General features: G+C 55.6%; 15 protein-coding genes and 1 tRNA gene. 5 read left to right on the forward strand and 11 right to left on the reverse strand.

All coding sequences use genetic code 11. From position 1 onward, the window contains the following. Positions 1 to 85 precede the first annotated feature (85 nt). Together Q0915_RS08890 and guaA are read right to left on the reverse strand one after the other, a co-directional pair. Entirely contained in the window at positions 86 to 2167 is a 2082-nt protein-coding gene (locus Q0915_RS08890; RefSeq protein ID WP_366525274.1) for an acyltransferase family protein, read from the reverse strand. 180 nt (positions 2168 to 2347) lie between these two features. Next, positions 2348 to 3904, reverse strand: coding sequence for a glutamine-hydrolyzing GMP synthase (gene guaA / locus Q0915_RS08895; RefSeq protein WP_299470500.1), 1557 nt, complete (start codon positions 3902 to 3904; stop codon positions 2348 to 2350). A 264-nt stretch (positions 3905 to 4168) separates the two neighbouring features. On the opposite strand from guaA, the gene Q0915_RS08900 reads away from it, so the two are divergent. Beyond that, positions 4169 to 5380, forward strand: coding sequence for a tetratricopeptide repeat protein (locus Q0915_RS08900; protein WP_299470503.1), 1212 nt, complete (start codon positions 4169 to 4171; stop codon positions 5378 to 5380). A 31-nt stretch (positions 5381 to 5411) separates the two neighbouring features. On the opposite strand, the gene Q0915_RS08905 is transcribed toward Q0915_RS08900, so the two are convergent. The 5 genes from Q0915_RS08905 to Q0915_RS08925 form a co-directional block, all read right to left on the reverse strand. Continuing rightward, a complete protein-coding gene (locus tag Q0915_RS08905) occupies positions 5412 to 6704 on the reverse strand; it encodes an RsmB/NOP family class I SAM-dependent RNA methyltransferase (protein WP_299470505.1) in 1293 nt (430 codons plus the stop codon). Positions 6705 to 6753: 49 nt separating this feature from the next. Continuing rightward, a complete protein-coding gene (gene guaB / locus Q0915_RS08910) occupies positions 6754 to 8256 on the reverse strand; it encodes an IMP dehydrogenase (protein ID WP_299470507.1) in 1503 nt (500 codons plus the stop codon). A 159-nt stretch (positions 8257 to 8415) separates the two neighbouring features. Then, complete coding sequence (locus Q0915_RS08915) at positions 8416 to 8757, reverse strand: hypothetical protein (RefSeq protein WP_299470509.1); 342 nt, start codon at positions 8755 to 8757, stop codon at positions 8416 to 8418. A 41-nt stretch (positions 8758 to 8798) separates the two neighbouring features. Beyond that, positions 8799 to 9509: an RlmE family RNA methyltransferase gene (locus tag Q0915_RS08920; RefSeq protein ID WP_299470511.1), complete on the reverse strand. Its 711-nt coding sequence runs from the start codon at positions 9507 to 9509 to the stop codon at positions 8799 to 8801. Continuing rightward, the gene (locus tag Q0915_RS08925) at positions 9506 to 10867 is read right to left on the reverse strand and encodes a Ppx/GppA phosphatase family protein (protein ID WP_299470512.1); all 1362 of its coding nucleotides are present in this window, start codon (positions 10865 to 10867) and stop codon (positions 9506 to 9508) included. The genes Q0915_RS08920 and Q0915_RS08925 overlap by 4 nt, the downstream gene beginning before the upstream one ends. Positions 10868 to 11490: 623 nt before the next feature. Here Q0915_RS08925 and Q0915_RS08930 point away from each other — a divergent pair. Both Q0915_RS08930 and Q0915_RS08935 read left to right on the forward strand, forming a co-directional pair. Continuing rightward, a tRNA-Gln gene (locus tag Q0915_RS08930) sits at positions 11491 to 11564 on the forward strand. Between the two features lie 171 nt (positions 11565 to 11735). Beyond that, the gene (locus tag Q0915_RS08935; RefSeq protein ID WP_299470514.1) at positions 11736 to 12416 is read left to right on the forward strand and encodes a phosphatase PAP2 family protein; all 681 of its coding nucleotides are present in this window, start codon (positions 11736 to 11738) and stop codon (positions 12414 to 12416) included. Positions 12417 to 12530: 114 nt separating this feature from the next. Here Q0915_RS08935 and Q0915_RS08940 read toward each other — a convergent pair whose 3' ends face one another. After that, positions 12531 to 13451 (reverse strand): LysR substrate-binding domain-containing protein, encoded by a 921-nt coding sequence (locus tag Q0915_RS08940; protein WP_366525275.1) that lies wholly within the window; start codon positions 13449 to 13451, stop codon positions 12531 to 12533. A gap of 86 nt (positions 13452 to 13537) precedes the next feature. Next, the gene (locus Q0915_RS08945) at positions 13538 to 13945 is read right to left on the reverse strand and encodes a VOC family protein (protein ID WP_299470518.1); all 408 of its coding nucleotides are present in this window, start codon (positions 13943 to 13945) and stop codon (positions 13538 to 13540) included. 173 nt (positions 13946 to 14118) lie between these two features. On the opposite strand from Q0915_RS08945, the gene Q0915_RS08950 reads away from it, so the two are divergent. Beyond that, positions 14119 to 14994, forward strand: a complete 876-nt coding sequence (locus Q0915_RS08950; protein ID WP_299470520.1) for a LysR substrate-binding domain-containing protein — start codon at positions 14119 to 14121, stop codon at positions 14992 to 14994. A 160-nt stretch (positions 14995 to 15154) separates the two neighbouring features. Here Q0915_RS08950 and Q0915_RS08955 read toward each other — a convergent pair whose 3' ends face one another. Both Q0915_RS08955 and Q0915_RS08960 read right to left on the reverse strand, forming a co-directional pair. Next, positions 15155 to 17371 carry an ATP-binding cassette domain-containing protein gene (locus Q0915_RS08955; protein WP_299470522.1) on the reverse strand — a complete coding sequence of 739 codons (2217 nt, stop codon included), beginning with the start codon at positions 17369 to 17371 and terminating at the stop codon, positions 15155 to 15157. Further along, on the reverse strand, positions 17368 to 18996 hold the full coding sequence (locus Q0915_RS08960) for an ABC transporter transmembrane domain-containing protein (RefSeq protein ID WP_299470524.1): 1629 nt from the start codon (positions 18994 to 18996) through the stop codon (positions 17368 to 17370). The genes Q0915_RS08955 and Q0915_RS08960 overlap by 4 nt, the downstream gene beginning before the upstream one ends. 288 nt (positions 18997 to 19284) lie before the next feature. On the opposite strand from Q0915_RS08960, the gene Q0915_RS08965 reads away from it, so the two are divergent. Continuing rightward, positions 19285 to 26670, forward strand: a complete 7386-nt coding sequence (locus Q0915_RS08965) for a cadherin domain-containing protein (protein WP_299470526.1) — start codon at positions 19285 to 19287, stop codon at positions 26668 to 26670. The last annotated feature ends 283 nt before the right edge of the window (positions 26671 to 26953 follow it).

Genomic DNA, 26953 nt, shown 5'->3' on the forward strand with positions numbered 1-26953 from the left:
CGAGGCATGGCACTTCCGCGGAGCATTGTCCAATTGTCGAACAGTCTCAGCTCTCTCGAGACGTTCGGCGGTTGCAGTTTTCTTTCTATTTAGCGCCAGACAGAATTTCCCGCGAAATTTCTTGAGCAACCGCTTCTGCGCCGAGCTTGCTCATGTGATCATCATCTCTGTAGTAGAGAAGCCCATCCTCGTTAAACGGGTCGCAAACATTGTCGTCACAGACAAGGTTCATCGGGTCATATTGAAAAACATTTGGATTTGCGGCGACAATTCGTTCAACTGAATCCTTGTAAGGCGTCAATCGTTCTGTGACGATATCGACATCTAAGGCGCATTTGTCAGATTTGGTCGTGCCAAACCTGTCGAGACAGCCACGGATGTCAAATCCCATCTCTGGAAATTGGTGTACGAAAATCACTTTTTTGCCTGCCTTGACGATTTCATCGACTGTGTGCTGCAAGCCGAGTTCGAATGCTTCCTGATTGCTGTTCGACTGAAGCGAACCGTCGAGAAAGGTGTACGTCCAAGGTTTTAATAGATACTCTTTCTCAATCTCTCCAAATGGCTTTCCGGTAAATCTTCCCGCGTGTCTGCCTACAAGCAACACCCATTTCACATCATCCCTTTGAATGAGGTTTCTAATAGCAGGAGTAATAACGTCTTTGCAGCCGAACGAGATTTTTTTGAAAGTAATGCTGTCGGTGTTCAGGAACGGATTGCAACCAACCTTTCCGATTGCAATGACATTAGAATCCAGTTTGTTTTCGTCAAACAGATGCTTAAAGCCATGTGTCAAAGCCATCATGTGACTGTCGCCGACAAGAGCTACCGTTTCCGGATACTTTTTCTCAGATTCATAGCATGTCTCCAACGCATACGGGTGGTTGGCGCTGCACGCGCTCGTGGTCGGAAAGAAATAGGTGAGTTGCGAAAGGTTCCTGAGATTCGCCGTGATCGAGCGGAATGGCAATCCGTCGCGGCTGTATGTGTTGTAGCCGAAGAAGCCGACAACACACATCAATAGAATGAGTACGGTGACCTTGATCCTGCCGTAGCCGCCAACACGGATGGGACGTTCAACCAGCCTGTATGTGAGCCAGGCCAGCCCGACAGAAAGAACAACCGCGCCTAAGCGGATCATCAGACCGGGTGTTTGACCTTCGATGACCCTGGCGAAGGAGAGCAATGGCCAGTGCCACAGATAAAGCGGATAGCTGATCAAACCAAACCAGATGGCAACCTTGTTTGCGAGGATTTTCCGGTTAATCCAGGCTCCGGGTCCTGCAACGATAATGAATACGGCACCAAGTACTGGCACGACAGCCCAAAACCCCGGAAAACTCAGATCCTTTGATATCTTCCAGAACCCGAAGACCAAGAGAGCGCTACCAAGAAATGAAGTGGTGTTCGAAAGCGTCCGACCGTCAGGGACTGTTTCTTCCCTGTAGACAGCTTTGGCCAACCAACCGTCTATCCTGGGTTTGATTTCAGAGAACGTGGTCCACTTGTAGCGGGTCAGCCATGCCAAAACACTTCCGCTCATCAACTCCCAAAACCTGGTTTGTGGCGAATAGAACGCGGCGACTGGATCTTGTCCGATGGCATCGAGATTGAGCAAAAAGGAGACAAGCGCCAGAACCACGGCAAGCGTGAGCAGATTGAATCCCCGTTTCCAGGCAATCCACAAAAGCATCGGCCAAACTATGTAAAACTGCTCTTCGATGCCGAGGCTCCAAAGATGCAGGAGCGGTTTGGTTTCGGCCGCATTGTCGAAGTAGCCCGCTTCACTCCAGAAAACAAAATTAGAAACAAATCCAGCGCCGGCGGCAATGTGCTTCCCCAACTGCATGTACTCATCAGCAAGAAGGGTGAACCAGCCAAAGGCGAAGCAAGCCACCAAAACAAGCAGCAAGGCGGGGAAAATCCGCTTGATACGGCGGGAATAAAATTCAACGAAGCTGAAAGTTCCTCTGTCGAGATTTTCAAAAATGATCGTTGAAATGAGAAAACCCGAAATCACGAAGAATACATCAACACCGATAAACCCACCCGGCATCCAGGCAGGAAAGGCGTGAAACGCGACAACCGGAACCACAGCAAGCGCTCTCAGGCCGTCGATGTCGGCGCGGTACTTCGGATGCGACATGTGCGGTAACTGTGTTGTCATCAGCCTAACTTCAGCGCCGCAAGGTGAGTTCACGGCCCGTCTTTGAAAACAGAGTCGGGGGTGTGTCTGAGGTTGGGCGCTGTTTTTTCATTGAAGAGCGTTTGTGACAGTTGACCATATCAACGATCTAGTTTGATTCCTGAAGAGCCGGTTGGTCTTGAAAATCATCATCTGGAGCTATTACTCCCACTCGATCGTGCCGGGAGGTTTGGAGGTGATGTCGTAGGTCACCCTGTTAATGCCTTGCACTTCGTTGATGATCCGCGTCGCCGTTTCCCCGAGAAACTCGTGGCTGAAAGGAAAATAGTCCGCTGTCATGCCGTCGACCGAGTTCACAGCTCTCAGGGCGCAGGCATAGTCATAGGTCCGGTAGTCGCCCATGACGCCAACCGTGCGCACCGGCAGGATTGCAACGAATGCCTGCCAGATCTCGTCATAAAGGCCGTGCTTGCGGATCTGATCGATATAGACCGCATCCGCCTTGCGCAGGATATCCAGCTTGTCGCGCGTGATTTCCCCTGGGCAGCGGATTGCAAGACCGGGGCCAGGGAATGGATGGCGCCCGATGAAACTGTCGGGAAGACCAAGCTCCCTGCCAAGTGCCCTCACCTCGTCCTTGAAAAGCTCGCGCAAGGGCTCGACGAGCTTTAGGCCCATTTTTTCAGGCAAGCCACCAACGTTGTGGTGCGATTTGATGGTGACGGATGGTCCGCCGGAAAAACTGACGCTTTCAATGACATCCGGATAGAGCGTGCCCTGGGCCAGAAATTCCGCGCCCTCGATTGTGTTCGCATATTTCTGGAAAACGTCGATGAATAGTTTCCCGATCGTTTTACGCTTGGTTTCCGGATCTGAAACACCTTCCAATTCGTTCAGAAAGAGGTCAGCCTCGTCCGCGTGAATGAGTGGGATGTTATAGTTATCCCTGAACATGGAGACGACTTCATCGGCCTCGTTTTGCCGAAGCAAACCATGGTCGACAAAAACGCAGGTCAGCTGGTCTCCGATCGCCTCGTGGATGAGCACCGCTGCGACCGAGCTGTCAACGCCGCCGGACAGCCCGCAAATGACCTTCTTGTCGCCGACCTGTCCCCGGATCTTTGCGATGGCATCGTCCCGGTAAGCGCCCATTGTCCAATCGCCGGTAAACCCGGCCAAACGGACAAAGTTCTCATAGAGCTTCTTGCCGTTCGGTGTGTGGTGGACTTCGGGGTGAAATTGGACTGCAAAGAACTTCCGGCTGATGTCTGCCGTGATCGCGAAAGGGGCATTCGGCGATGTGCCATAGACCTCAAAGCCCGGCGCGATTTCGCTGACGTGATCGCCATGGCTCATCCACACCTGCTCTTTGTCTTTTTCAAACCATCCATCCAGCAATGATAGCTTTGTGTCTTTCGGTGTCACGAATGCGCGGCCGAACTCGGCGGTGCCATGCCCCCTTTCGACCTTGCCGCCAAGGCAGTGCATCATTACCTGCTGGCCGTAGCAGATCCCAAGAATTGGCACCTTGAGATCAAATATCGAGGCCGGCGGCATCGGGGCCCCGTCGGCGAATACAGAGGACGGGCCGCCTGATAAAATGACCGCTTTAGGCTTGAATTCCTCCAGGAAAGCGTCGGACACGTTCTGGAAGGGATGGATTTCGCAGTACACATTCAATTCGCGCAGGCGGCGGGCGATCAGCTGCGTTACTTGCGAACCAAAATCGATGATGAGGAGGCGGTCGTGATGGGTCATGGCCAGCTTCTACCCGGTCTTTTTTGTAAATAGAACCCGGATTCTGCGCTGAAACAGGTGGCTCACAGGATTTTCTGATCGTCGACTGCGTGCTTGTGTCAGACAGATTGCCCGGCAAATGCGATCTGAATTGGCAGACAAGCTGTGTACGGTCCAATTTCCGTTTTGACCCCCGCCGATGCGGTCCTTTAAGGTTGGTGGATTGATATCCGTACACAGCCCAGGATCTGGCAGCGGCCGGATCTCCAAAAAGTCGGAAAACATATGACTGCAACCGCACGTAAAGCGTTTGAAGAAGCGATTGCACTCGAACAGTCCGGCGAACTCGACAAAGCGCTGGTCTCATACCTGCGCGCCCAGGAAATGTCGCCACAAGATACCGAGATCGCCCACAGAACAGCTACCGCTCTGCTTCAGGCCGGGTACCTGGAAGAAGCACAATCTCAATTGCGGCGCGTCGTCTTTTCCGAGCCTGAAAACCTGAATGCTCGCGCCAGCCTTGGAAATTGCCAGCTTCTGTTGGGCGATCTGGAAAACGCTGCGCAGAATTTTCGAGAAGTTCTCGAACTGAAGCCGGAAAACCGGAATGCCCTTTACGGCTACGCCAGCGTTTGCCTGAAACAGGACAATGCAAGAGAAGCCGCTGAGGTCGTCAATCGGCTGGTCGCGATTCTGCCGGACTCGCCAGCGGTCCTTTCCCTGTTTGCGTCAATACAGGCCAGAAACGGAAACAGCGCGCCGGCAATAGCGGCTTACCGCAAGGTGCTGAAGGCTGAACCGAACTCACTTGATGCGCTTCTGGGCCTGTCGGAAGTTCTTCTGAGGCGCAACCGATTTGACGAGGTCATTGAACTGACCATCAGGGCGAACGAAATCGCGCCTGCAGAACCGCATGCCCTGGAGATCCTCTCTGATGCGCTGGTTGGAAAGAATGCATTACGGGATGCGTTCGAGGCCGCGGAAGCAGCGCTCAAGCTCCGTCCCGCCTCACTCACATGCCTGGTACGCCTGAGTATCCTCAGCCGAAAGCTTGACGATCATGTCGGTGCCCTGTCTTTTGCGCTCCGCGCTCACGACATCAATACACAGGCACAAGAGCCGCTAAATGCACTGGGAGCCGCGCTTGCCGCACTCAAATTCAGCGTACAAGCGCGCTCGGTTCTGACAGGACTGTCTTCTGGTCTTGGGCTTGATCCGGACGTCAGAAAGCTCGCTGAAGAGATCATTGCTTCTGCCGAAAAGCTAAATCAGCCCACAGGCAATCAAGAGGCGCGCACGCCGGCTCAGAGTGGAGCTCCCTCGGTCGGAAGTTCGTCGGGAACGAGGACTGGCTCTGCAAACAATTCGATCGACACGGACAATCCTGCCACCCGTCAAAGCGCACCTGCAGACCTTCCCAACGACGCTGAGACCACGACAGGTTCCGCAACCCAGGCAACAAATGTTCTCGGATTACAGCGTCGCGATCGCACGTGACGGATATGATCGACTGATCCCGAAAGGGTGCCTAGGAACGTCTTTCAAACATTGAGACAAAAAAACCGTCGGTGTTGGAAGAAGCCGGTGTCAGCATGATTTCACCGCGCTCCGAAACATATTTTGGTTCCTTGCGGCCTTCCAGGGCGCTTTTCCAGATGTCGATGACGGACAAGGCTTGAAAACCCTTGTTTTCACCCAGGAACCATTCAGCCTGTTGCTGGTTCTCGCGCGGCAGGACCGAACAAGTCGCATAGACAAGCCGTCCGCCTGGCTTCACATATTTGCTTGCGGCCCGAAGAACATTGCGCTGGTCCTCAATGCGGTCAGCCAGGGCTTTTTCGGCAAGGCGCCATTTCGAATCCGGTCTGCGCCGCCAGACACCGGTTCCCGTACAAGGGGCATCGATGAACACGAGGTCCATTTGCTCTTCAAGGTCGCTCAGTGTGGAGCTGGCGGGATCGCGCACCTGGATGTTGCGCACACCGGCTCGTTGCAGGCGCTCATGGATCGGTGCCAGCCTGAGCCGGTCCGCATCGTAAGCGTAAAGCTGTCCGGTGTTTTGCATGGCGGCTGCGAGGGCAAGCGTTTTTCCTCCTCCGCCTGCGCAAAAATCGAGGACTTGCTCGCCTGGTTTGGCCTGGGCCAGAAAGGCTGCTAGCTGACTGGCTTCATCCTGAAGTTCGAACCAGCCTTTGCGATACCCCTCCTCCGCTTGGATGTGAGGCATGCGGGCAAGTCCGGGCTTGGCTTCAATGCGAACACCCTGCGGCGACAGTCCGGTTGCGATGGCACCTGCATGAGCAAGTCGTTTCAGGATTTTATCCCGCTCGGATTTCAAGGTGTTTACACGCAAATCGACAGGGGCACGTTTGGCAAGTGCGATGCCTTCTGCCTCGGCCTCTTGACCGAATGCTTCCAGAAAATCCGGCCACAACCAGGCCGGCACATCCCCTTTTGCGGAGGCGGAAACGTCGGCTAATCCTGGAGAGGACAGTTTTTCCGTTTCGTCTGCAGAAAGGGCCTCCGGCGCATGCCTGTCCTGTTGCAGCACCTCATTCAGTGCTGCGACCCCTTTGTCCCAGGTAAGAACATACGTTGCCAGGACAATCGCCCGCGGCGCTTCGCTGTCCATATGCGCGGCCAGAGAAGCCTTGTTGCGCAGCGCGTCGAAAACCAGATTGCCGATAACCGTGCGGTCCCCGGATCCGGCAAATCGGTGCGAATTTCCCCAGTCTTTCAGAGCAATCTGTACCGGCCGGTGACGGCTTTCCATTTCTGTCAGGACTTCAATTGCAGCCGCCAGGCGTCCGCCGTCTTTCATATTGATCCTTCGATGTGATCAGCGCAAAACAGCCGGATCACGAAACAGGTTAAACGTTAGAAGGGTAATTCGGGCTTTCACGTGTGATCGTGACGTCATGCGCATGGCTTTCGCGCAGGCCGGCACCTGATATCTGGACAAACCGGGCCTTTTCCTGAAAGTCCTGAATGTTTCTGCCGCCGACATACCCCATCGCTGCGCGCAAACCGCCTGCAAGCTGATGCAGCACGCTGCTCAGTGCGCCCTTGTAGGGAACCTGCCCTTCGATGCCTTCCGGGACGAGTTTCAGACTGTCACGCACTTCAGCCTGGAAGTAACGGTCTGCCGACCCGCGTGCCATTGCACCAACGGAGCCCATGCCGCGATAGGACTTATAGGACCGTCCCTGATGAAGATAAACTTCGCCCGGGCTTTCTTCGGTTCCGGCAAGCAGCGAGCCCACCATCACGGATGCCGCGCCAGCGGCAATTGCCTTGGCAAGGTCCCCTGAATATTTGATGCCGCCGTCTGCGACGACCGGAACACCCTGCTTTTCGGCCTCATTGACCGATTCCATGATTGCGGTCAGCTGCGGAACACCGACCCCGGCAACGATCCGGGTGGTGCAAATTGACCCCGGCCCGATACCGACCTTAACGGCATCCGCACCTGCATCGATGAGTGCCTTGGTGGCTTCTGAAGTGGCGACATTGCCTGCCAGCACCTGAACGGAGTTAGACAGTTTCTTCACGCTGGCGACCATGTCCAGGACCTTTTGCGAATGGCCGTGCGCTGTATCGACGACGACCATATCCACGCCTGCATCGACAAGCCGTTCCGCTCTTGCAAACCCCTCGTCGCCGACGCTGGTTGCGGCGGCGACGCGCAACCTGCCCTGGGCGTCTTTCGACGCGTTCGGATTGAGCTGGGCCTTTTCCATATCCTTGACGGTGATCAGACCGATGCAGTACTGGTCCTTGTCGACAACGAGAAGCTTTTCGATCCGGTTTTGATGAAGAAGGCGCTTGGCATCCTCCTGGCTGACATTGTCGCTGACAGTGACCAGGTTGTTGCTGGTCATCAGTTCCTGGATCTTCTGCTGCGGGTCCGAGGCGAAACGAACGTCCCGGTTCGTCAGAATGCCGACAAGCTTGCCGGTGATCTGACCGCCCGTGCCGCCATTGTCGACGACGGGCACACCGGAAATACCGAATTGCTTCATCAGGTCCAATGCGTCCTGAAGCGTCGCATCCGGACCAATGACGAGCGGATTGACGACCATTCCGGATTCAAATTTCTTGACCATCCGGACTTCTTCGGCCTGCCTGTCAAGTGTCAGGTTGCGGTGGACGACGCCGATGCCGCCGGCCTGAGCCATTGCAATCGCCAGCCGCCCTTCGGTGACCGTATCCATCGCAGAGGAAAGGATCGGAATATTGAGTTCCAGTTCCCGTGTGACCTTGGTCTTCAGGTCCACATCGCCTGGCATCACTTCCGAATGACCGGGAATCAGGAGCACATCGTCGAATGTCAGAGCTTGCTGCCCGGTCGACGGGACAAAGAAAGACGCCATGGCCAATTCCCCTTTAAAATAACAAAAGACGCAGGCTCGAATTCGAAGTCTGCGTGTGACGAGTCGCTTCGGCTTTGCCGGAGAAGTTGGCGCGGGTCAATAACACGCAGGTGACAGAATGCAAAGGGAAATTAGAGCAACAATTTGTTTCTTGCGATGTCATCGCCTCAGGTGCCGGACGACCGCATCACGCAGATAATTGTATTGACTGGCATTTGTGTCGCCAAAAGCCTCTTCCCGGTTAGACGGAATGTCGTCATAGACGATCTGCGCATCGAACTGGCTGTCGGTGAAGTCGTAGCGAAGGCCGTCGAGCCGGTTATAGAAATGCCAAAGGTCTCCGTATCTGGTTTTGAGCACTTCCGCGCCCAAAACGTCGTTGGCCACCAGTGCCGTCACGCCGCATTGTCCGGCCGCCGGTGTGTTCTTTGTCCAGAGAGAACTCGATTCAAGGCTCCAGGAATTGAGCAATGCCGTCTCGAACTCAGAGATTGTGGTCATACCCATCTCTCCTCATCAGCATTTCGTTTCAAGCAATTCGATCAGCTGTCCGGATTAAGGTCGCTTCCGCGAAACCCCTTGGCGATCACATAAAGCTCCGGACTTTCCTTGCGGCTTGCGGGCGGTTTCAGGTGTGCCACGGATTTGAATTCACGCTTCAGATCCCGAAGGAGTTCATTCTCGGTTCCGCCCCTGAAAACCTTGGCCAGAAAGGACCCGCCAGGAACAAGATTGCGCCGGGCAAAGTCAATGGCGATTTCAAACAGATGCGTTGTGCGAAGATGGTCGGTCTGCTTATGACCCGTTGTCGGGGCGGCCATGTCCGACAGAACGACATCGGGTCTGTTCCCTCCGAGAGCTTCCATCAGTGCTGCCGGCGCATCGTCATCTAGAAAGTCCTTCTTCAGGAAAATCGCGCCGCGAACATGGTCCATCTCCAGATAGTCAATGCCGACGACCTTCGGAGCTTCGATGCTCGACTGAACCCGCTCGACGGCCACCTGGCACCATCCGCCCGGGGCACATCCCAGATCGACGACCCGGTACCCCGGCTTGAGCAGCTTGTGCTTGTCATCAATCTCGATCAGTTTGTAGGCGGCGCGGGACCTGTAACCATCCGCCTTAGCGCGCCGGACATAGGGATCGTTCAACTGGCGCTCGAGCCACCGGGTCGACGATTCCCGTCTTCCGGCAGCCGTCTTGACCTTGACGTGAAGCCCCCGGTCACCGGATCCCTTCTTAGATCGGCTCATGCTCTGTTCCTCTGGCGTCTTCTGTCCTGCCGTCTGCCTTGCCTTTTGTTTGCCCAGACACCGTCAGCCGCCATCAATTCGGTCAAAATACCCTCGCGCAATCCACGGTCCGCCACACGCAGCCGGGAACAGGTCCAGCGGCGGCGGATTGCCTCCAAAATCGCGCAGCCCGCCAGAACGAGATCCGCGCGGTCGGCCCCAATGCAAGGATTGTCCACGCGCGCCTCATAAGGCATGTCCCGCAGCTGATCAATCATCTTCGCCACGTCATGATCGTCAAGCCAGGTTCCATCTACCTTCCGTCGGTCGTAACGCCGCAGACCGAGATGAACGCCTGCGAGCGTGGTGACCGTGCCGGATGTTCCAAGCATGTGGACGCGCCCCGACGTGATGGCTTCGGACAGGGTATCCGAAAGGCCGAAGGACGAAAGATGCTCCGCCGCGTCCTCAACCATCGCCTCGAAGATATCTGGTGTCACGTGCACGCCGCCATGACGTTCGGCAAGATTGACCACACCGACCGGCAAAGAAATCCAGGACCTTATAAACCGGGTCAGGGCGTAACCGCGAGCCCCGCAGCGATTGCGCAGATCAAGCCAGACGATTTCGGAAGACCCTCCGCCAATATCGAACAGAATCACGCCGTCAGCTTCATGATCAACCAGCGACGCACACCCAGCTACGGCAAGGCGCGCTTCTGTCTCCCTGTCGACGATCTCCAGCGCCAGTCCCGTTTCTGCCCTGACCCTATCTATAAATTCGGAGCCATTCTCTGCTGCCCTGCAGGCCTCGGTCGCGATCAGGCGGGACCTCAATACGCCGCGATCTGCAAGCTTCTTGTGACAGTTGGCCAGCGCGTCAATGGCGCGGTCCATGGCCGCTGAACTTAGGTTCTTGTTGGAGCCAACGCCCTCACCCAGCCTGACGATGCGCGAATAGGCGTCGACGACCCGAAAGCCTCGGTCCTCCGGGCGGGCGATCAACAGACGGCAGTTGTTCGTTCCAAGATCCAGAGCCGCATAGAGCGGCGAATTGTGGTGACCGTTCTTAAAGCGCCTGCCACTCGGCACACGTCTTTTGAGATCTTTTTCAAGCCCAGGTCCCGTTTGCGGCAGCCGAATATCGGCATCTTCCTTCGCCCGACGCTCGCCGTCATGCCGGCCTACCGGTTCGGTCGATTGTTGTACATGCGTCCCGTCCCGGTGTGCGGCATCGTTTTCTGTTGAGTTTGCAGTCCCGTTCTTAGCGTTCTTTGAGGCCTGCCAGCGGCGGCGCCCTCTCCGATTGGCGGCTTTTTTCCCTTTGATGCTTGTGAAGGGCTCCGGGTTCGATGCAGCGCCGGATTGATCCCCAGACATGGTGGCAGCGTGGTTCGCCGCAGCCGAACGGCCACGCCGCCTTTTTTTGCGCCTTTTTGCTGCGCTCGGGGAATCGCCAGTCGCTGCAGCAGGTTGTGCCTGCGTGCTGGCTGAAAAATTGACGTGTCCGCTTGCGTCTCGGGCCGGGATTTCTCCCGTTTGTTCTGACGGAGATACGCCACGGGGTCCATGCCCCGTCGTGCCGCCTTTTGAACCCTGTCCGGGACGCCGTTTCCGGCGCCGTCGGCTCTTTCCCCTGAACTCAGTTCGAGTCCCGCTCTCTTCGGACGCGTCAGCGGCACGGCGCCCGGCTTCGGGCGGTTCCTGACCTGACTCAGTCACGTTTTTACCTTTCAGGCCTGGATGCGCCTGCCCACTTGGCGGTGCACTCTCTGGCCATATCTGTCGTTGGTAAAACTGTAACAGGTTGACCGCCGCTGGAAAAGCTTTTGCTCTCAGAAACTTGCAACGCCTTCAAACGGGCTTCAGGAGTGAAATTTCACAAAAAAGTCAAATACGGCACTTGAAATTCCGGTTATGTTGGGGGTATATGCCGCTCACCAAACGGCGAGCCAAGTTGTTATTCACGACTCTTTCCGCGCGCTCTGATAAAAGAGCCGAGTTGGGGAATAGGTTAACGGTAGACCCACGGACTCTGACTCCGTTAGTCCTGGTTCGAATCCAGGTTCCCCAGCCAGTTTTCTAAATCCCAAGATTTTTCTAGAAACAAACCGTCGCTTCGGGTCTCCGGTCAGTGGAGTATTTCTATGATTGCCATTTCTTAATTTGTTTTTCGGCGTGCGGATCTCATCTCTGGTTTATCGGAATACACGTTCCAAACAACCGCTTTGAGTGGAGGTGAGAGAAGATGATAGCAAGAACAGGCGTGCTTTCTGCAGCAGTTCTGATTTTCGCCTTTGCGACCGCGCCCGCACATGGCAAGCCAGTGTCCTTACTCCCGGAAAACTCGGTTGACGCTCACAGCATGATCATGGAACCACCGGCCCTCGGAACACCGCGCTTTCATGAGGAAATGTCGACGGTGCTCTGGCTTCAGGAAACCAGAACACCGGAACAGATCGAGTTTGTTGAAACAACGCTCAATCTGGAGCGGTTCGCTCCTGTTGTCGGCGAGGCCATTTTCGAAGTGGATGGCCCTGCCCTGAAAGCCCTGATTGACACTGCAATCGATGAAGTCCGCTCGGACTATGATGCGGTCAAGGGTGTTTACGACTACCCCCGTCCCTTCGAAATCAGCGCTGCGGTTGATCCGGTCGGTGACGCGCGTCCCGTTGCGTCCTATCCGAGCGGTCATGCCATTCGGGCCATCGTCTACGCCAGGCTTTTGTCCGAGGTTTTTCCGGAAAAATCAGATGACTTGATGGATCTTGCGAACCGTATCGGTCATGGGCGTGTTGTCGCCGGCGTTCACTATCCCATGGACGTTTCCCAAGGGCAGAAACTTGGAAACGCTTATGCCGATGCAATAGTTGCAGGACCCGCTTTCCAGACGTCGATTGCCGATATCCGCTCACCTGAAGTGTTATGAACCCGAGCCGGTGTGCTTGTCCAACGCGCATCGGGGTGTGCAACCCGTCCATTTGTCTTTGCGGGTTTCGCCATTAAAGCGCGGGCAAACGCTTCACACAGGCCACAACCCGTTTCATGAATTGACAGGACATGTGTGGTTTTGCCGGAGAGCTTCAGTTTGCGCTAGCAGCCAATTGCGAAACTCCCGGACTTTGGTTGAACGCCTCCGCTTGTGTTGGGTGATGAGCCAATAACTCTTCCCGTCCTCCGCCAGAAGGTCAAAAGGCTGTAAAAGCGCGCCTGTTTCCAATTCACGCTCGAAAAAGGCCGGCGTCAGCAAGGCAACGCCGTGCCCTTCGATGGCTGCTCGTGCCTCGGCCATTTGTGTTCCGAAATGCCGGGAAGGCTCAGAACCGAAGCAAGACGTCTCGATACCGGCTGCTGCCAGCCAAAAATGCCACCGCGGGTCTCCTGGCGACACTGCGGGAAACTTCAGAAGGTCTTCGTATCTGGACACACCACCCACACTGACCAAAAGGCGCGGCGACACCATCGGGGCGAAAACCGCCGGAAACAGCCTGCAGCAGTCCTTGTCACCGAAATTGCCGGCACCAAGGCGAATGGCCATGTCGCAATCGACGGAATCCGGCTCGACACTGTTTTCACTGATCTCCAACCGCACGCTTATTTTTGGGTTTTGCTCCTGAAAGGACCACAGCGCGCCAGATAGAAAGTGGGTCGCGAAAGTCGGGACTGCGTTGATCGTAAGGGTCGTTTGTGTCGTTCCAATCGCATCCGCATAGGCTTCACATATCGTGTCCATTGCGGGAACAATCTGGTTCGCAAAGTCTTTCCCGACGTTCGTAAGTGATACGCCCCGCGCATGCCGTTCAAACAGCGGGGCGCCGACCCGGTCTTCGAGAACCTTGATTTGGTAACTCACCGCCGCCTGTGTCATCGACAGCTCTCCAGATGCTGAGGAAAAGTTTCCGTGTCGTGCGGCCGCATCAAATACGCGTATGGCAGACATAGGAGGAACGTCTCTTGTGAGCATGGTTCTGTCTCGAAAGGATAACCTGATCTGTTGGTGAATACGCTGACTGAGAGCCGTTGTTCCCAGCGGGCATATTGGCGACTTTCCTATCCGTCTCGCCCTGGTTCGTTTGGGTCAGAAGAGAACAGCGCGACCTTGTTACCGTCAGGGTCGCGCAGGTAGGCGACAAAGAAATTCGGTCCGTAGGACTCGCGAAAACCCGGCGCGCCTTCGTCTGCACCTCCAGCGGTAACCGCGGCGGCGTGCAGATCACGAACCTGTTTCTGACTGCCGGCCTGAAACGCGATCATTGTCCCGTTGCCGGCCGTTGCCGGCTGACCATTGACGGGTGACTTGACGTAGAACTCTGGCAATGCTGGAGATTGAACAGGTTGCGCGTAACTCAGTTCCCCGTTTATCACCTCCAGTTCATAGCCGAGGTCCAGCAGAAAAGAAGAGTAGAAACACTCAGCGCGGGTCATGTCGTTCACGCCGACAGTGACATAGGCAATCATGAAAGTTGGTCCTTCCAGAAAACGTGGTGCCGATGGCGAACGCCAATGATGGATTTCGATATCTCTTGCATCGTATTTTGCATTCAAGTGTTTGATGATCTTCCCGAGTTTAGATGATAAGTTCCGTTATTGCGAACCAACAAAAAACACCAAACAATACACAGAGTATCATTTTGGATATTGACTGGAAGGTTCTCCCCTCGCTCACGTCGCTACGTGCCTTCGAACTGACAGCGCGCAGCGGGAGCTTCGCGTCGGCGGCGCGCGAACTCAACGTCACGCATGCAGCCATCGCCCAACGTGTCCGGTCCCTGGAAACCCATCTGGGAGCACAACTGGCTCGACGATCGGGGCGGACAGTCGTCCTGACCGAGGCGGGGAAAAAACTGGCGCAGTGCCTGAACGACGGCTTCGGAACGATTGCCGCCGGCATCAGGGAGTTGCAGGCAGAGCAAACCCAAGCACCTCTTCAGGTCGAGGCCACAGTGCATTTCTCGCAAGCGGTAATTCTTCCCAAGCTCCACGAGTTCTGGGAAGACTGTCCTGACGTTCAGGTGTCAGTCATGCCGTCTCAGGATATCGAAGACATTGTTTCACTTGGGCTGGATCTGGCGATCCGCACTGCGCCGACCACGCCAAGCTGGCCCGGTCTGAAGGCCGAGCCCCTCGTTGAGAGCGAACTCATCGTCATTGGCGCACCTTCGATCGTGAAGGACGACATGGGGCCTCTCGACGAATTGCCCTGGATTTGGTCTACCGGCGTCAAACACGAAGAGGAAGGAATGAGGGCTTTTGGTCTCGATACCCGATCAATCAAGAACAATGACGTCGGCGTTCCATTTCTGCAATTCTCTTTGGTTCGGCAAGGCCTTGGCTTGGCTATCGCGCCAGAAATCCTTGTACGAGACGAGCTCAGGTCAGGACAACTTTACCAAGTTCCCGTCGCGTCGCCGCTGTCGGTAACCTACTATGCCGTGACACCGCTCGGAACCGTCCCGCCTCGCGTCAGGGCCTTCATCTCCTGGCTGCGAAAAGCCATGGAAAAGTAGAAACAGGACATTTCAACGTTCTCTTGGATCGACATTCCATCGCGTTTTGTACAGGGGAGAGACAGCCCCCGATGTGCGTATGTGGAGACAACTGGTGCAGAACATGCTTTCAAGGCACCTATTGCCCTCACCTGTTCTTCAGAAGTTCTGCGAGCATCAATCAACTTGCCTTGGCAGTTTGGCCCATCAGGACCGGGATCACCTGTTCCGGTGGTCCCATCATGGCGATCTGACCCGATTTGAAAACGACCACACGATCGGCCATCTTCATATGGCTCGGTCGTTGCGTGTTGATCATAACGGTCGCTGAACCGTGAAGTTCGCTGACCATGTCCATGAAGCGACGGTCACCTTCAAAATCAAGATGTGTCCCCGGATTGTCGAACAGATAGAGCGGAACGCGTTTGACCAGTGCACGCGCCAGAACAATCCGCTGCTTCATGTTATCGGGTATCTGCTTCAGGACTTCTCCGTTGAGGCGGGTTTCCAACCCCTCGAAGTTATCTTCCAGATACTGCAGCAAGCCGAGTTTATGCGCGGTTTCGAACAGTCGATCGTCGCTTGCCCCCGGCTCGGAAAGCAGAAGGTTCTGCTTGACGGTACCGTAAAAGAAGTCGAGATCGTCCGGCGCATACCCTATCTTCGACCGCCATTCACCGGCATCAAGCTGCCGGACGTCCAGACCGTCGAAGAGTATTGACCCGACCTGTGGCTGGAAAAGTCCGGTAATGGCCTGGAAGAGCGTTGATTTTCCTGAGCCGCTCGGGCCCGTCAATGCAATCATCTCACCCTGCTTGGCCGTCAGCTCAACCCCTTTCAAAGACGCTTCCGTCGCACCGGGGTATCGCAGAACAAGAGACGTGATTTTCAGATCTCCTTGAATGTCTCGGGTGATCTTGGGCAGATACCCGGGCTCACGTTCCAGCGGTACTTTCATGAGATTGTTGATCTGATCGAGAACCGTTCTGCTTTGCGCCAGCTGCGTTATGCTCAAGAACGCTTGGTTCATGGGGTTGAGAACACGCCAGGACAGCGCCATCGTCGCAATCAGAGCGCCCAGGCTCATGTCGTCAATCATGACCTGCAAAGCGCCGATGCCGAGAACAAATACACCGCATATTGTCATCAGCGTCTGAGAAACAGTCTGGAGCAGGTGCGTCAGGTTTCGCGCATGGACATTGAGCCTGTTGAACTCTGTCGACAAGGTTGAAAACCGTTCGAGCCAGGTGTCTTCAACCGACAGATCCCTGAGGGTTCTTTGATTGCGGAATGTTTCGATCATGAAACTGTTCAGCTTCGATTTCTGTTCGCCAACCGCTGCGACTTCGCGCTGTACCTTGGGAAGGACATAAAGGGCGATCAGCGCGTAGATCACAAGCAGAGCGAGCGGCGGAAAGGCGACGGGCCCGCCGATCAAAAAGATCGCGGTAATGAATATCAATGTGAATGGAATATCGACGATGGCGTTGAACAGGGAGCTTTGGAAAATATCCCGGACGCTGTCAAAATACCGCAAGCGCATGACCTGCGTGCCGATCGGCGCTTCCGACAGCATCGCATAGGGCAGATGCAGAATCCGTTCGAAGGTCTTGTTTCCCACGATCGCGTCGACGCGACCGCCGAGATAGGACTGAAGAACGTTTTTGGTTTTCCGCAGCGCAATTTCGCTGACAAGAATAATTGCGATTCCAACGGCCATCGTGATCAGAACATCGATGGATTTCGCGCCCATGGCCTTGTCATAGATTGCCATGATAAAGAGCGGCGGGCCGAGCGCGAGGACATTCAAGATGAAGCCGATTGCCAGTATCGATACGATGCTGGACCGAAACTGTTTCGACGCCATGGAGGACCAGCTTCGACTGCTCTTGACCTGGCTGGTTTCCTCGGCTTCCTCTTTGACGAGATAGACGTCGGCCCGTGCGATGTCTTTTTCAGACAAGGTCTCCGCCTGAGCCGTTTTGCCGGAATAGGCGCGAAATCCGCCGCTCGGGGTTTTACTCGCCAGCACCTGGATGTCGTCGTCGGTGACGCGCAGACACGGCAGGTGCGCTTCTGTCAGCTCGACCGGACTGCCGCGAAAAGGAGCAGAGGACACGTTGATACGATTGAGGACCGTGCGAAGATCCTGAATTGTTTCTATTCTGTCGAAGTGAGGAAGCGCCTCAAAAAGCAGACGATCATTGCCTTGCCAGTTCATTTCGCGCAACAGGGGAACGAGACATTTTTCCGCCGGTGTCGTGCCTTCGCCCAGTTTACTGAACGCCGTTTCGTCCCCGCGCTCACTGGTCAACTCTTCCGACAGCGCGTTCCACTGCCGGTGTACGGGGTTCGTTCCCGAATTCAGATCTTCCAGGTCAAATAGCGCACGGGTCACGCTGACAGGCCTACTGTTGCCGAAGGGGTGTGGTCAGCGTTACCGAGTTCGAGAAGCTTTCCGTCGCCGAGTTGAAATTGTCGATCCGCGACTGCGAGCATCGATGGGCGGTGGCTCACGATTATGACGGTGAGATATCCCTTAAGCCGTTCAAGGGCCGCCACCAGCCCTTTCTCAGCCTGCTGATCCAATTGGGCATTCGCTTCATCAAGGATGAGAATGTTCGGCTCACCGGCAAGCGCCCTGGCGATGCAAATACGTTGAATTGTCGAGGCAGGCACCTTTCCGCCCAGGTCGGCACCAAGCTGTGTGTCGTATCCCTTGGGAAGCAGGTGAATTTCCTTCTCCAGCCCGATAAGTTTTGCCGCCATGCGGGCATGATTAATGTCGGAAACCGCACCAAACATGGTTATGTTTTCCAGAATTGTCCCATTGAAAACTGCGGACTTGCTGTCGACATAGGCGATCGTCTTGCGCAACGCATGTTTGTGGGGACCTGAAAAATCGTAACCGCCAATGAGGATCTTGCCCTCATCCGGCGACACTTCGCCGGCCAGCAACTTCATGAGGGTTGTCATACCGCTGCCATCGGTACCACGAAACCCGATAAATTCGCCGGCATTTACATTCAGGTTCATGTTCGTAAAGACTTGCCGCCGCCCATTTTGGAGATGCATTTCGACACCACGGAATTGAATGGATCCGTCGGCTTTCACGTCGGGCGCGTCGCTCATCTCCACTTCGGGAAGATCGAAAAGCACTTCCACCTGGCTATAGTCGTGTTTCAAGCGCTGCATGTCGGTGAGATGGTTTATTGCGCGCAGGAAGGGCTGGACAAATTGACCCGCGAGCAATGTGCTTGCCGCAACACCTCCGATGCTGAAGCCGTCATTGATCACCATCACGGCACCGCAGAGCACTACAGCGGCAGTGGTCATTGTCGCAAAAAGGCCTGACGCATCCCTCGCCTGCCCGGCAAGCCGCATGTATCTGGCGCTCAGCCGAGCTGTTTCTTTTTGCAGGCGTTCGAACCGGCGCATGATCAGCGATTCCATCGCCTGAGACTTCACCGTTTTCGCGCCGGAGAGCACCTCCAGAATAAAGTCGGATTTTCGATCGTCCTGTGTGGCCCGGTCGACCACGACCGTCTGCAGAGCCCTGTTTCGACTGAGCGCAAAGAGAACGAAGACGCCAAGCAAAATGACCGGGACGAGAGCCAGCGGGCCAGCGATGAACACCAGCACGGCAAGAAAGATCCCGCCAGCGGGAAGATCGATGGCCAGCAACCGGCTTTGATCGCCGTAATGGTCCGCGATCGACTGAAGAGATCTCAGCCGATGGACCTGAACAGAAACCGGTGTCCGTGCAAAGTCCTGCGGTTTCGTGTCCAGTATGCGGCGAAACAGTTCCTTGTGGGCCTGGTGATTGAAACTCGCTCCAAGCCGCCCCACAATTGCCGCGCGCGCCACTTTGATCACGCCATCTGCGACAAGAACGCAGACCACTCCGAGCATGAGCACAAGCAGCGTATCGGTTGATGCATTCGGCAAGACCCGGTCGTAGACCTGCAAAATGGCAAGCGGCATCGCCAAACCGAGCATATTTGCAAAGATTGATGCGATCACGACATCTCGTGGTAATCGCGGGGACGATATCCACTTGCTGCTCGGCGAATGCCGTATTCGCATCCGAGGCAGGAAAAAAGATGAAAATGCTGATTTCAACATAAGTTAGCCAGAGTCGTGTGCATGCTTTAACAAAGTGTGTCGCTCCGGTTTAAAAACAGTTTACCCTAAGCGGCATTTCTCAAAATTATTGCTGCAATACCAATAGTTTTTGTTCAAAATTTTTCGCTTTATTAAGGACGCCGTCGTTCAGTGGCATGATCAAAAATTGTGCGGACAGGCGAGCGGATGGCAAGCGACTCGGAAAATCGGGATCAACAGACCAACACGCGGTCGACTGAAGAAAACACCGAGACAAGATCGACCCTTAGTTCAGATAGCCATCTTCATTCGGGACTGCTCGATTCAAATGACCAGCATCTCGACAAGGTCCATGACTACCACCTGCATCAGGACAAAGGTGTTTCCAGCGAGCAGGTGAATGCCAATCTCCATTTGGGCAGCCACAAGGCGGAGCCGATCAAGACCGACGAAGAGCAGTCAGCCAAACATTTGCTCGAACTCGAGAAAGAAGCATCCGCAGCTTCTGAACTTTCGACATTGCCCGATACCCCTTTAGGCGAAGATGCCGCGCAGACCACCGCTAACCTTTCTGGATTTGCCTTAACTCCGGGTGTTGAACAGCAACACGGTTCCAATGGCTCAGCATCGCAATCTCCCATCCTTGCCGAGCAGGCTTCTGGTGTCGCCACCGAGTTTGAACAACCGGAAGAGGACAGCACTCAGCAGACAGGGACTGGTTCTGCAATAAGCAGTTCAGCGTCCTCGCCGTCCGCGGAGCAGGTTTCGGTCCAAGAAGGAACGCCTGCTGAAGCGCAAGCCTCTGAATTATCATCCATTGTCGATACAGATGCAGGTCAAAATACCGTTGATGAAGATGCAGTCGTCGGAACGGCCACGGGTATTTCCGCGAGAGCGGGTGTCTCTGAAGGGTCCAGTGTTACCTACAGCCTGCTTGATGATGCCAACGGCCTGTTTTCAATTGATCCCGCGACGGGCATCGTCAGCGTTGCAGGGCAATTGGATGCGGAAACGGCGACACAGCATGACATCGTGGTACTCGCAACTTCATCCGACGGGCAAACGCAAACGGAAACCTTCACAATCGAGATTGGAGACGTTGACGAAGGCGACGTTGCAGCGATTACAGATGTAAATGCGGCGTCAGATGCAATCGCGGAAAACGCTGCCGCCGGATCAAGTGTCGGCATAACGGCAAAGGCCACCGACGAGGATGCTACTGCTAGCGTTTCTTATTCGGTCGATGATCCCAGGTTCGATATCGACGGCAACGGGATTGTGACAGTTGCAGCAGGTGCGACATTCGACGCCGAGACCGAAGCTACTGTGAGCCTGACGGTAATCGCGACTTCGAGTGACGGGTCGCAATCTACTCAGGTCTTCAATCTATCCGTTTCGGACATCGACGAATTTGCGGTTACGGATCTCTCAGATACGAATTCGGCGGCAAACGCGATCGCCGAAAACGCAGCAGCTGGCGACAATGTCGGAATATCGGCCTTTGCTGAAGATTCGGATCTCACAGACACTGTTACGTATTCCATCGATGACGATCGTTTTGACGTGGCTTCCGATGGCACGATCCAGGTTGCTGCCGATGCCGACTTTGACGCGGAAACCGAAAGCTCTATCGATGTCATCGTTACAGCTCTATCCACGGATGGCTCAACGTCGCAGGAAACCTTCACAATCACCGTTTCCGATGCAAACGAATATGTTGTGAGCGCGGTATCTGATGCAGATTCTGCGGCCAATCAAATATCCGAAGATGCAACGGCCGGAACTGCAGTCGGGGTCACCGCCTCGGCGGCGGACGCAGATGTTTCGGACAGCGTAACTTACTCTGTCGATGACAACCGCTTTGAGGTTGATGCAGACGGCATTGTCAGTGTCGCGAGCGGTGCGACCTTCGACGCGGAGACCGAGCAATCAATTGACGTCGAGGTGACGGCCCACTCTACGGATGGCTCAACCAGCACGCAGACATTCACGATAAACGTTTCGGACGTCAACGAAACTGCCGTGAGTGCGGTGTCTGATGAGGATGCTGCGGCCAATCAGATATCCGAAGACGCAACGGCTGGAACTGCAGTCGGGGTCACCGCCTCGGCGGCAGACGCAGATGTTTCGGACAGCGTAACCTACTCTGCCGATGACAACCGCTTTGAGGTTGATGCAGACGGCATTGTCACTGTTGCGAGCGGTGCGACCTTCGATGCGGAAACCGAGCAGTCAATTGACGTCGAGGTGACAGCACAGTCAACGGATGGCTCCATCAGCACTCAGACTTTTACGATCAACGTTTCGGACGTCAACGAAACTGCCGTGAGCGCGGTATCCGATACGGATTCTACGGCAAATCAGATATCCGAAGACGCAACGGCCGGAACTGCGGTCGGGATCACTGCTTCAGCAGCGGACGCGGACGTTTCCGATAGTGTCACCTACACCGTCGATGACAACCGCTTTGAAGTAGATGCGGACGGCATTGTCACTGTTGCGAGCGGTGCGGTTTTTGATACGGAAACCGAACAGTCGATCGACGTCGAAGTGACGGCACAGTCGACAGACGGCTCCACAAGTGCACAGACATTCACGGTGCAGGTAGGAAACGTCAACGACAATGCGCCAACCGGCATTCAGGTCACCGGTCAGACCGGTAATCTGATCCAGAACGGAAGCTTCGAGTCCTTCGATGTTACGACCGGAGATTATTCCCACGAATTGTCCGACCCTTCAGGGGCCTGGATGTCCAATGGTCCTATGGAAATCTGGGATCACCACAATAGTGTTACCGCAACGGATGGCGACCAGCATCTTGAGCTCGATTCCAACAGCGGCGTAAATTCCATTTCCCAATCCGTGGAAACCAGCGCCGGACAGGTCTACGAGCTCACGCTAGATGCCGTTGCACGCACCAACTCTGCCACGAGCACTGTTGAAATCTATTGGAACGGAGAACTTGTCTCCAGTTTCGACCCGGATGCAGGAAGCTGGTCCAGTTTTGACTTCCAGGTCGTTGGCACAGGCGGCACAGATACGCTTGAATTCCGGGAAACCGCAGAAGACGACGACCAGTATGGCGCTCTGATCGACAATGTTTCCCTGACTGAAGTGCCGCTGACAATTGCCGAAGGCGTGACGGGCGCGGTTGTCGGAACCGTGACCACCAGCGACGCTGACCTAAGCGACACGCATGCATATTCGGTCTCTGACAATCGATTTGAAGTCGTGGACAATGGCAGCAGCGGCATGGTGCTCAAACTCAAGGATACCGAAAGCCTTGATCGCGAGACTGAGCAAAGCGTCACTGTTACGGTCACCACTACGGACAGCGGCGGTCTCACACATTCTGAGGATGTCACGATTTCCATCGCCGACGTTTCGGAGTTCTCAGTGTCTGCGGTCGCAGACAGTGACGCCAACAGCAACACCGTTTCCGAAGCCGCTACTACCGGCGACACCGTCGGGGTCACAGCATCGGCGAGCGATGGAGACGCGACAGACACGGTTTCGTATTCCGTCGACGACAACCGGTTTGACATCGCAGACGATGGCGTTCTGACAGTTGCCAGCGGTGCAAGTTTCGACGCAGAGACGGAGAGCTCGGTCAATGTGACCGTGACGGTGCTCTCCTCAGACGGATCCACATCTCAGGAAACCTTTACGATCGGCGTTGCCGACGTCAATGAATACTCCGTTTCCAGTGTCGTGGACGCAAACGCTGGAACGAACACAATTGCGGAGGACGCAGCCGAGGGAACCAGTGTCGGCATAACCGCCTCCGCATCCGACGGAGACCTGACCGACACTGTATCCTACACGGTCGACAACGCCCGATTTGATGTTGCCTCAGACGGAACGGTCACCGTTGCGTCCGGTGCTGAATTCGATTTTGAAAGCGAGCCGACGGTTTCGATTACCGTCACCGCGACCTCAACCGATGGATCCGTCACGCAGGAAACGTTTGACATAGACGTCACCGACGTCGCTGAAACCTTCGAACTGGCTGCCGGGCAAACTGTCTTTGTGGACGAAGGAGTTGCCGAGCCGACGATAATCGGCACCGACAACGCGGAAACAATTACGGCGCACGACGACGGAAGTGCCATCTATAGCGGCGGCGGAGCCGACACCCTTCACGGCGGCGCCGGAGATGATCATCTCATTTATGGAACCGGTGCCGATACCGTTACCGGCGGCGACGGCGACGATTTCATTGACGATGAAGTCGGAACGCGTATCAGCACGGAAGACAATCATCTCGACGGCGGCGCCGGAAACGACACGATCTATGGCGGCGGCGGAGACGACACGCTTGTCGGTGGTGACGGGAACGACGTCCTTTCAGGCGAAGAAGACGACGACACGCTTCAGGGTGGCGGCGGCAACGACCAGTTGTCCGGCGGTACTGGCAACGACACCGCAATCTACTCCGGAAACAGAGACGACTACACGATTGTGGAGAACCTGGACGGGTCCTTCACGATCACCGATACGCGCTCCGGCTCTCCAGACGGAACGGACACGGTCAGCGATGTGGAAACCTTCCAATTTGCCGATGGCGATGTTCTGGCCGGGGATCTGATACCCGAGGCCATCGGCGCGGTCTCGGACGCTGATGCGAGCGCAAACGAGGTTTCTGAAAATGCGGTTTCCGGTGACAGTGTTGGTGTCGCGGCCAATGCACTTGATGGCAATGTCTCCGACACCATTTCCTACACTGTCGACGATGCTCGTTTCAATGTGGCTGCAGACGGCACGGTTACGGTCGCAGACAATGCTGTATTCAACTACGAAACCGAGTCCTCCGTCACGATCACGGTGACCGCGACGTCGTCCGACGGGACAAGTTCGCAGGAAACCTTCTCGATCGATGTGGCGGATGTCGCCGAGACCATGCAACTCACTGACGACGGTGTCACAATGACCGACACCGGGGTTGCAGAGACGGCAATCTCCGGCGGAACCGGTGACGATACGATCACGGCCCATGAAGATGGCGGCGTCATTGATGGCGGAGATGGTGTCGATACTGTCATGGGCGGGGCTGGAGACGACACACTCGACGGTGGCGCAGGTGTTGACAATGACACACTCCAGGGCGGCGAAGGCAGCGACACCTATCTTCTGCGCGGCGATGGGCGTGCCGACATCATTTCGGACACCGGAACAGCCGGCGTTGACCGGATCGTCCTGTCCGCCAATACCGGAACTGAATTCGAACTGGAAGATACGTTCAATGCCGCAACGCAGGGCATAGAAGAAATTGACGGTAGCGCGGTGTCGGGCGAGACCCTGCGCGCGCAGCGCAGCGATGCGCAAATCGATTGGGATTTCACGGGAGTCACCCTGAATAGCGTCGATCAGATCGAGGGCCGTGACCGGGACGACTCAATAACCGGCTCGTCGGGCGACGATAATATCCTCGGTGGCGGTGGCGACGATACGCTTGCCGGTAGCGAAGGTGACGACACGATCGATGGCGGTTCAGGAACCGACACCGTTCGTTATTCCGGAAACCGCGCCGATTACACCGTGAGCGAAAATGCTGGCACAATCACGATTGTCGATATGCGCACCGGTTCACCTGATGGCACCGACACGCTGACGAATGTCGAGACCTTCGAGTTTGCCGACGGGACCTATTCGGCGGGAGATCTCGTTGACCTGGCTCCGACAGATATCTCCTTTGACGCCAACGAAAGCCTTTCGGTCACGCAATCGGGCGGTGGCGATGCCGTTGTCACGGGCGAAATCGTTTCAGACGGATCCGGCAACCTGTCTGTCGACCACTGGTCGCTAAGCCACGACGGTGGCGAACTGATTATCGACGTTCTCGCCGGCGGATACGAAAGTGGCAGCCTTGACAGCCAAATCTACCTGTACAGGGACAATGGCGGCGGCGATTTCACTCTCGTGGCGGGCAATGACGATGGATCAGCCGGAAGCGATGGCAGCACGCAGTCTTATGATTCCTACCTTTCCCTGACCGGACTGGATGCCGGTGACTACGTTGTTGTCATTGGTGGCTGGCCGCTGAGCGGCAGTGAAGCCTTGAGCACGGCATCGGACTATCCGGGCTCGGGGTCAAACACCGGCCCTTACCAGATAACGATCACCGGTGATGCTTCGGTGTCAGGTCTTGCTCAGAACCCTGTCGGCGGGGGCGATTGGGGTGACCCTGGCAACAATGGGGTGGTCATCTCCGACGGCGCCGTTATGTCGACTATCGCAGCCGGGACCGTCGTCGCCGGTATCGAAACCGTGGCAGACGCCAATACGGGCGACACCTTCCATTTCAGTTTTTCGGATGCAGGCAACGGCGCGCTGGAAATCGATACAAACAGCGGCGACATATCCCTCGCCGCTCAACACGACGCCACAGCATCGCTCAGCGACACTGTCACGGTAGAAGTGACCGATTCAGCCAACAAGACCTATCAGGAAACAGTTGGCATCGAACTCGGTACGACGGGCGACGACACGATCACCGGCACCATGGCTAATGATGTTGTGTTCGGTTTTGGTGGAAACGACACGATCGACGGCGGTGATGGCACCGATATGGTCGTGCTTTCCGGCAATCAGGCTGACTACAACATTTACGACAATGGCGATGGCAGTCAGACCGTCATCGACATGCGTTCCGGATCGCCCGACGGCACGAACACGGTTTCCAATGTCGAGGCCTACAGTTTTGCCGACGGAAGCGTTCAGGTGGCCGATCTGACTTACAGCACCGAGCTGCTGCTCTCTGACGCGAACGGGTCGAGCAACACGATCCACGAGGCAGCGGATTCCGGGACTGAGGTCGGAATTTCCGTTTCCGCGATCAACCCGGGTGGCGGCACGCTTACTTATGCACTTGATGACGACAGGTTCACCATTGACGCGGACGGCATTGTTTCAATCGCAGAGCATGCCTTTTTCGACAGCCAGGTTGAAAGTTCAATCGACCTGACGGTTACAGCCACCTCGTCAGACGGCTCCCAGGCTACTGAAACCTTCTCGGTCTCCGTCAGCAACCACTACGACTACAACATGACCGGCGGCCTTGCGGACGGCAGCTTTACTGGGTCCTCGGCTCAGTCCTACTCGGTTGATGGTATCGGTGGAAACGATGTCATCGAGACCGGAGAGTTCAACGACCGCGTCGATGGCGGATCTGTGGCCGGCAACGACCAGATCACCGGAAATGGTGGACGGGACCTGTTGTTCGGTGAAGGTGGACAGGACACGATCTACGGCGGTTCCGGCGATGACATCATCGTTGGCGGCGCTGGCGACGATACACTTCATGGCGACGATGGTTCAGACCTGTTCATGCACGGACTTGGAGACGGCAACGACACCATCTATGGCGGCACCGGCAGCGCTTGGACCGATGTGATAGATCTTGGAGGCGGTCCGGGGGTAACCGCGGCGGGAGAATACGGCACCGATTGGACCGTTACCATCACAAACGGCAGTGTGCAGAATACGGATACCGAAAACGGCCGCCTTGAACTTTCGGAAGACGCTGAGGGAACGATTGATTTCTCAGACGGAACGAAAGTGGATTTCGCTCAGATCGAAGAGATCCGCTGGTAATCGCTCCAGTATTGGAGAGATTACCACGAATTCCTCACAGACTTTATCGACCTAGGGCAATTCTCGTGATCGCTGGATCACGTGAAATGCCCCAAGTCATTGTTCTGGCGCGTACCCTTGTCGTGCAGGCGATTCGATCTTCGCGGGATACGCTCTAGGTCCAATGGCCGGACCGCTTGGCAGCAAGCAGAACAATTGCCTTGTAACAAAGAAAAAACGGCTCGGAAGATGGCGCGGAGACCGATGTCCTCAAAGGAGCGGTCAAGGTCGTATTGAAAACTGA

Origin of the sequence: uncultured Roseibium sp. (assembly GCF_947494555.1) — a bacterium.
Taxonomy (GTDB): Bacteria; Pseudomonadota; Alphaproteobacteria; order Rhizobiales; family Stappiaceae; genus Roseibium.

Coding starts and splice junctions, on each gene's coding strand:
- Q0915_RS08945 (WP_299470518.1), bottom strand. CDS start 13,945: ATGATTGCCTATGTCACTGTCGGCGTGAACGACATGACCCGCGCTGAG.
- Q0915_RS08905 (WP_299470505.1), bottom strand. CDS start 6,704: ATGAAAGACGGCGGACGCCTGGCGGCTGCAATTGAAGTCCTGACAGAA.
- Q0915_RS08915 (WP_299470509.1), bottom strand. CDS start 8,757: ATGACCACAATCTCTGAGTTCGAGACGGCATTGCTCAATTCCTGGAGC.
- Q0915_RS08920 (WP_299470511.1), bottom strand. CDS start 9,509: ATGAGCCGATCTAAGAAGGGATCCGGTGACCGGGGGCTTCACGTCAAG.
- Q0915_RS08900 (WP_299470503.1), top strand. CDS start 4,169: ATGACTGCAACCGCACGTAAAGCGTTTGAAGAAGCGATTGCACTCGAA.
- Q0915_RS08965 (WP_299470526.1), top strand. CDS start 19,285: ATGGCAAGCGACTCGGAAAATCGGGATCAACAGACCAACACGCGGTCG.
- Q0915_RS08925 (WP_299470512.1), bottom strand. CDS start 10,867: ATGTCTGGGGATCAATCCGGCGCTGCATCGAACCCGGAGCCCTTCACA.
- guaA (WP_299470500.1), bottom strand. CDS start 3,904: ATGACCCATCACGACCGCCTCCTCATCATCGATTTTGGTTCGCAAGTA.
- Q0915_RS08940 (WP_366525275.1), bottom strand. CDS start 13,451: ATGCTCACAAGAGACGTTCCTCCTATGTCTGCCATACGCGTATTTGAT.
- Q0915_RS08935 (WP_299470514.1), top strand. CDS start 11,736: ATGATAGCAAGAACAGGCGTGCTTTCTGCAGCAGTTCTGATTTTCGCC.
- Q0915_RS08890 (WP_366525274.1), bottom strand. CDS start 2,167: ATGACAACACAGTTACCGCACATGTCGCATCCGAAGTACCGCGCCGAC.
- guaB (WP_299470507.1), bottom strand. CDS start 8,256: ATGGCGTCTTTCTTTGTCCCGTCGACCGGGCAGCAAGCTCTGACATTC.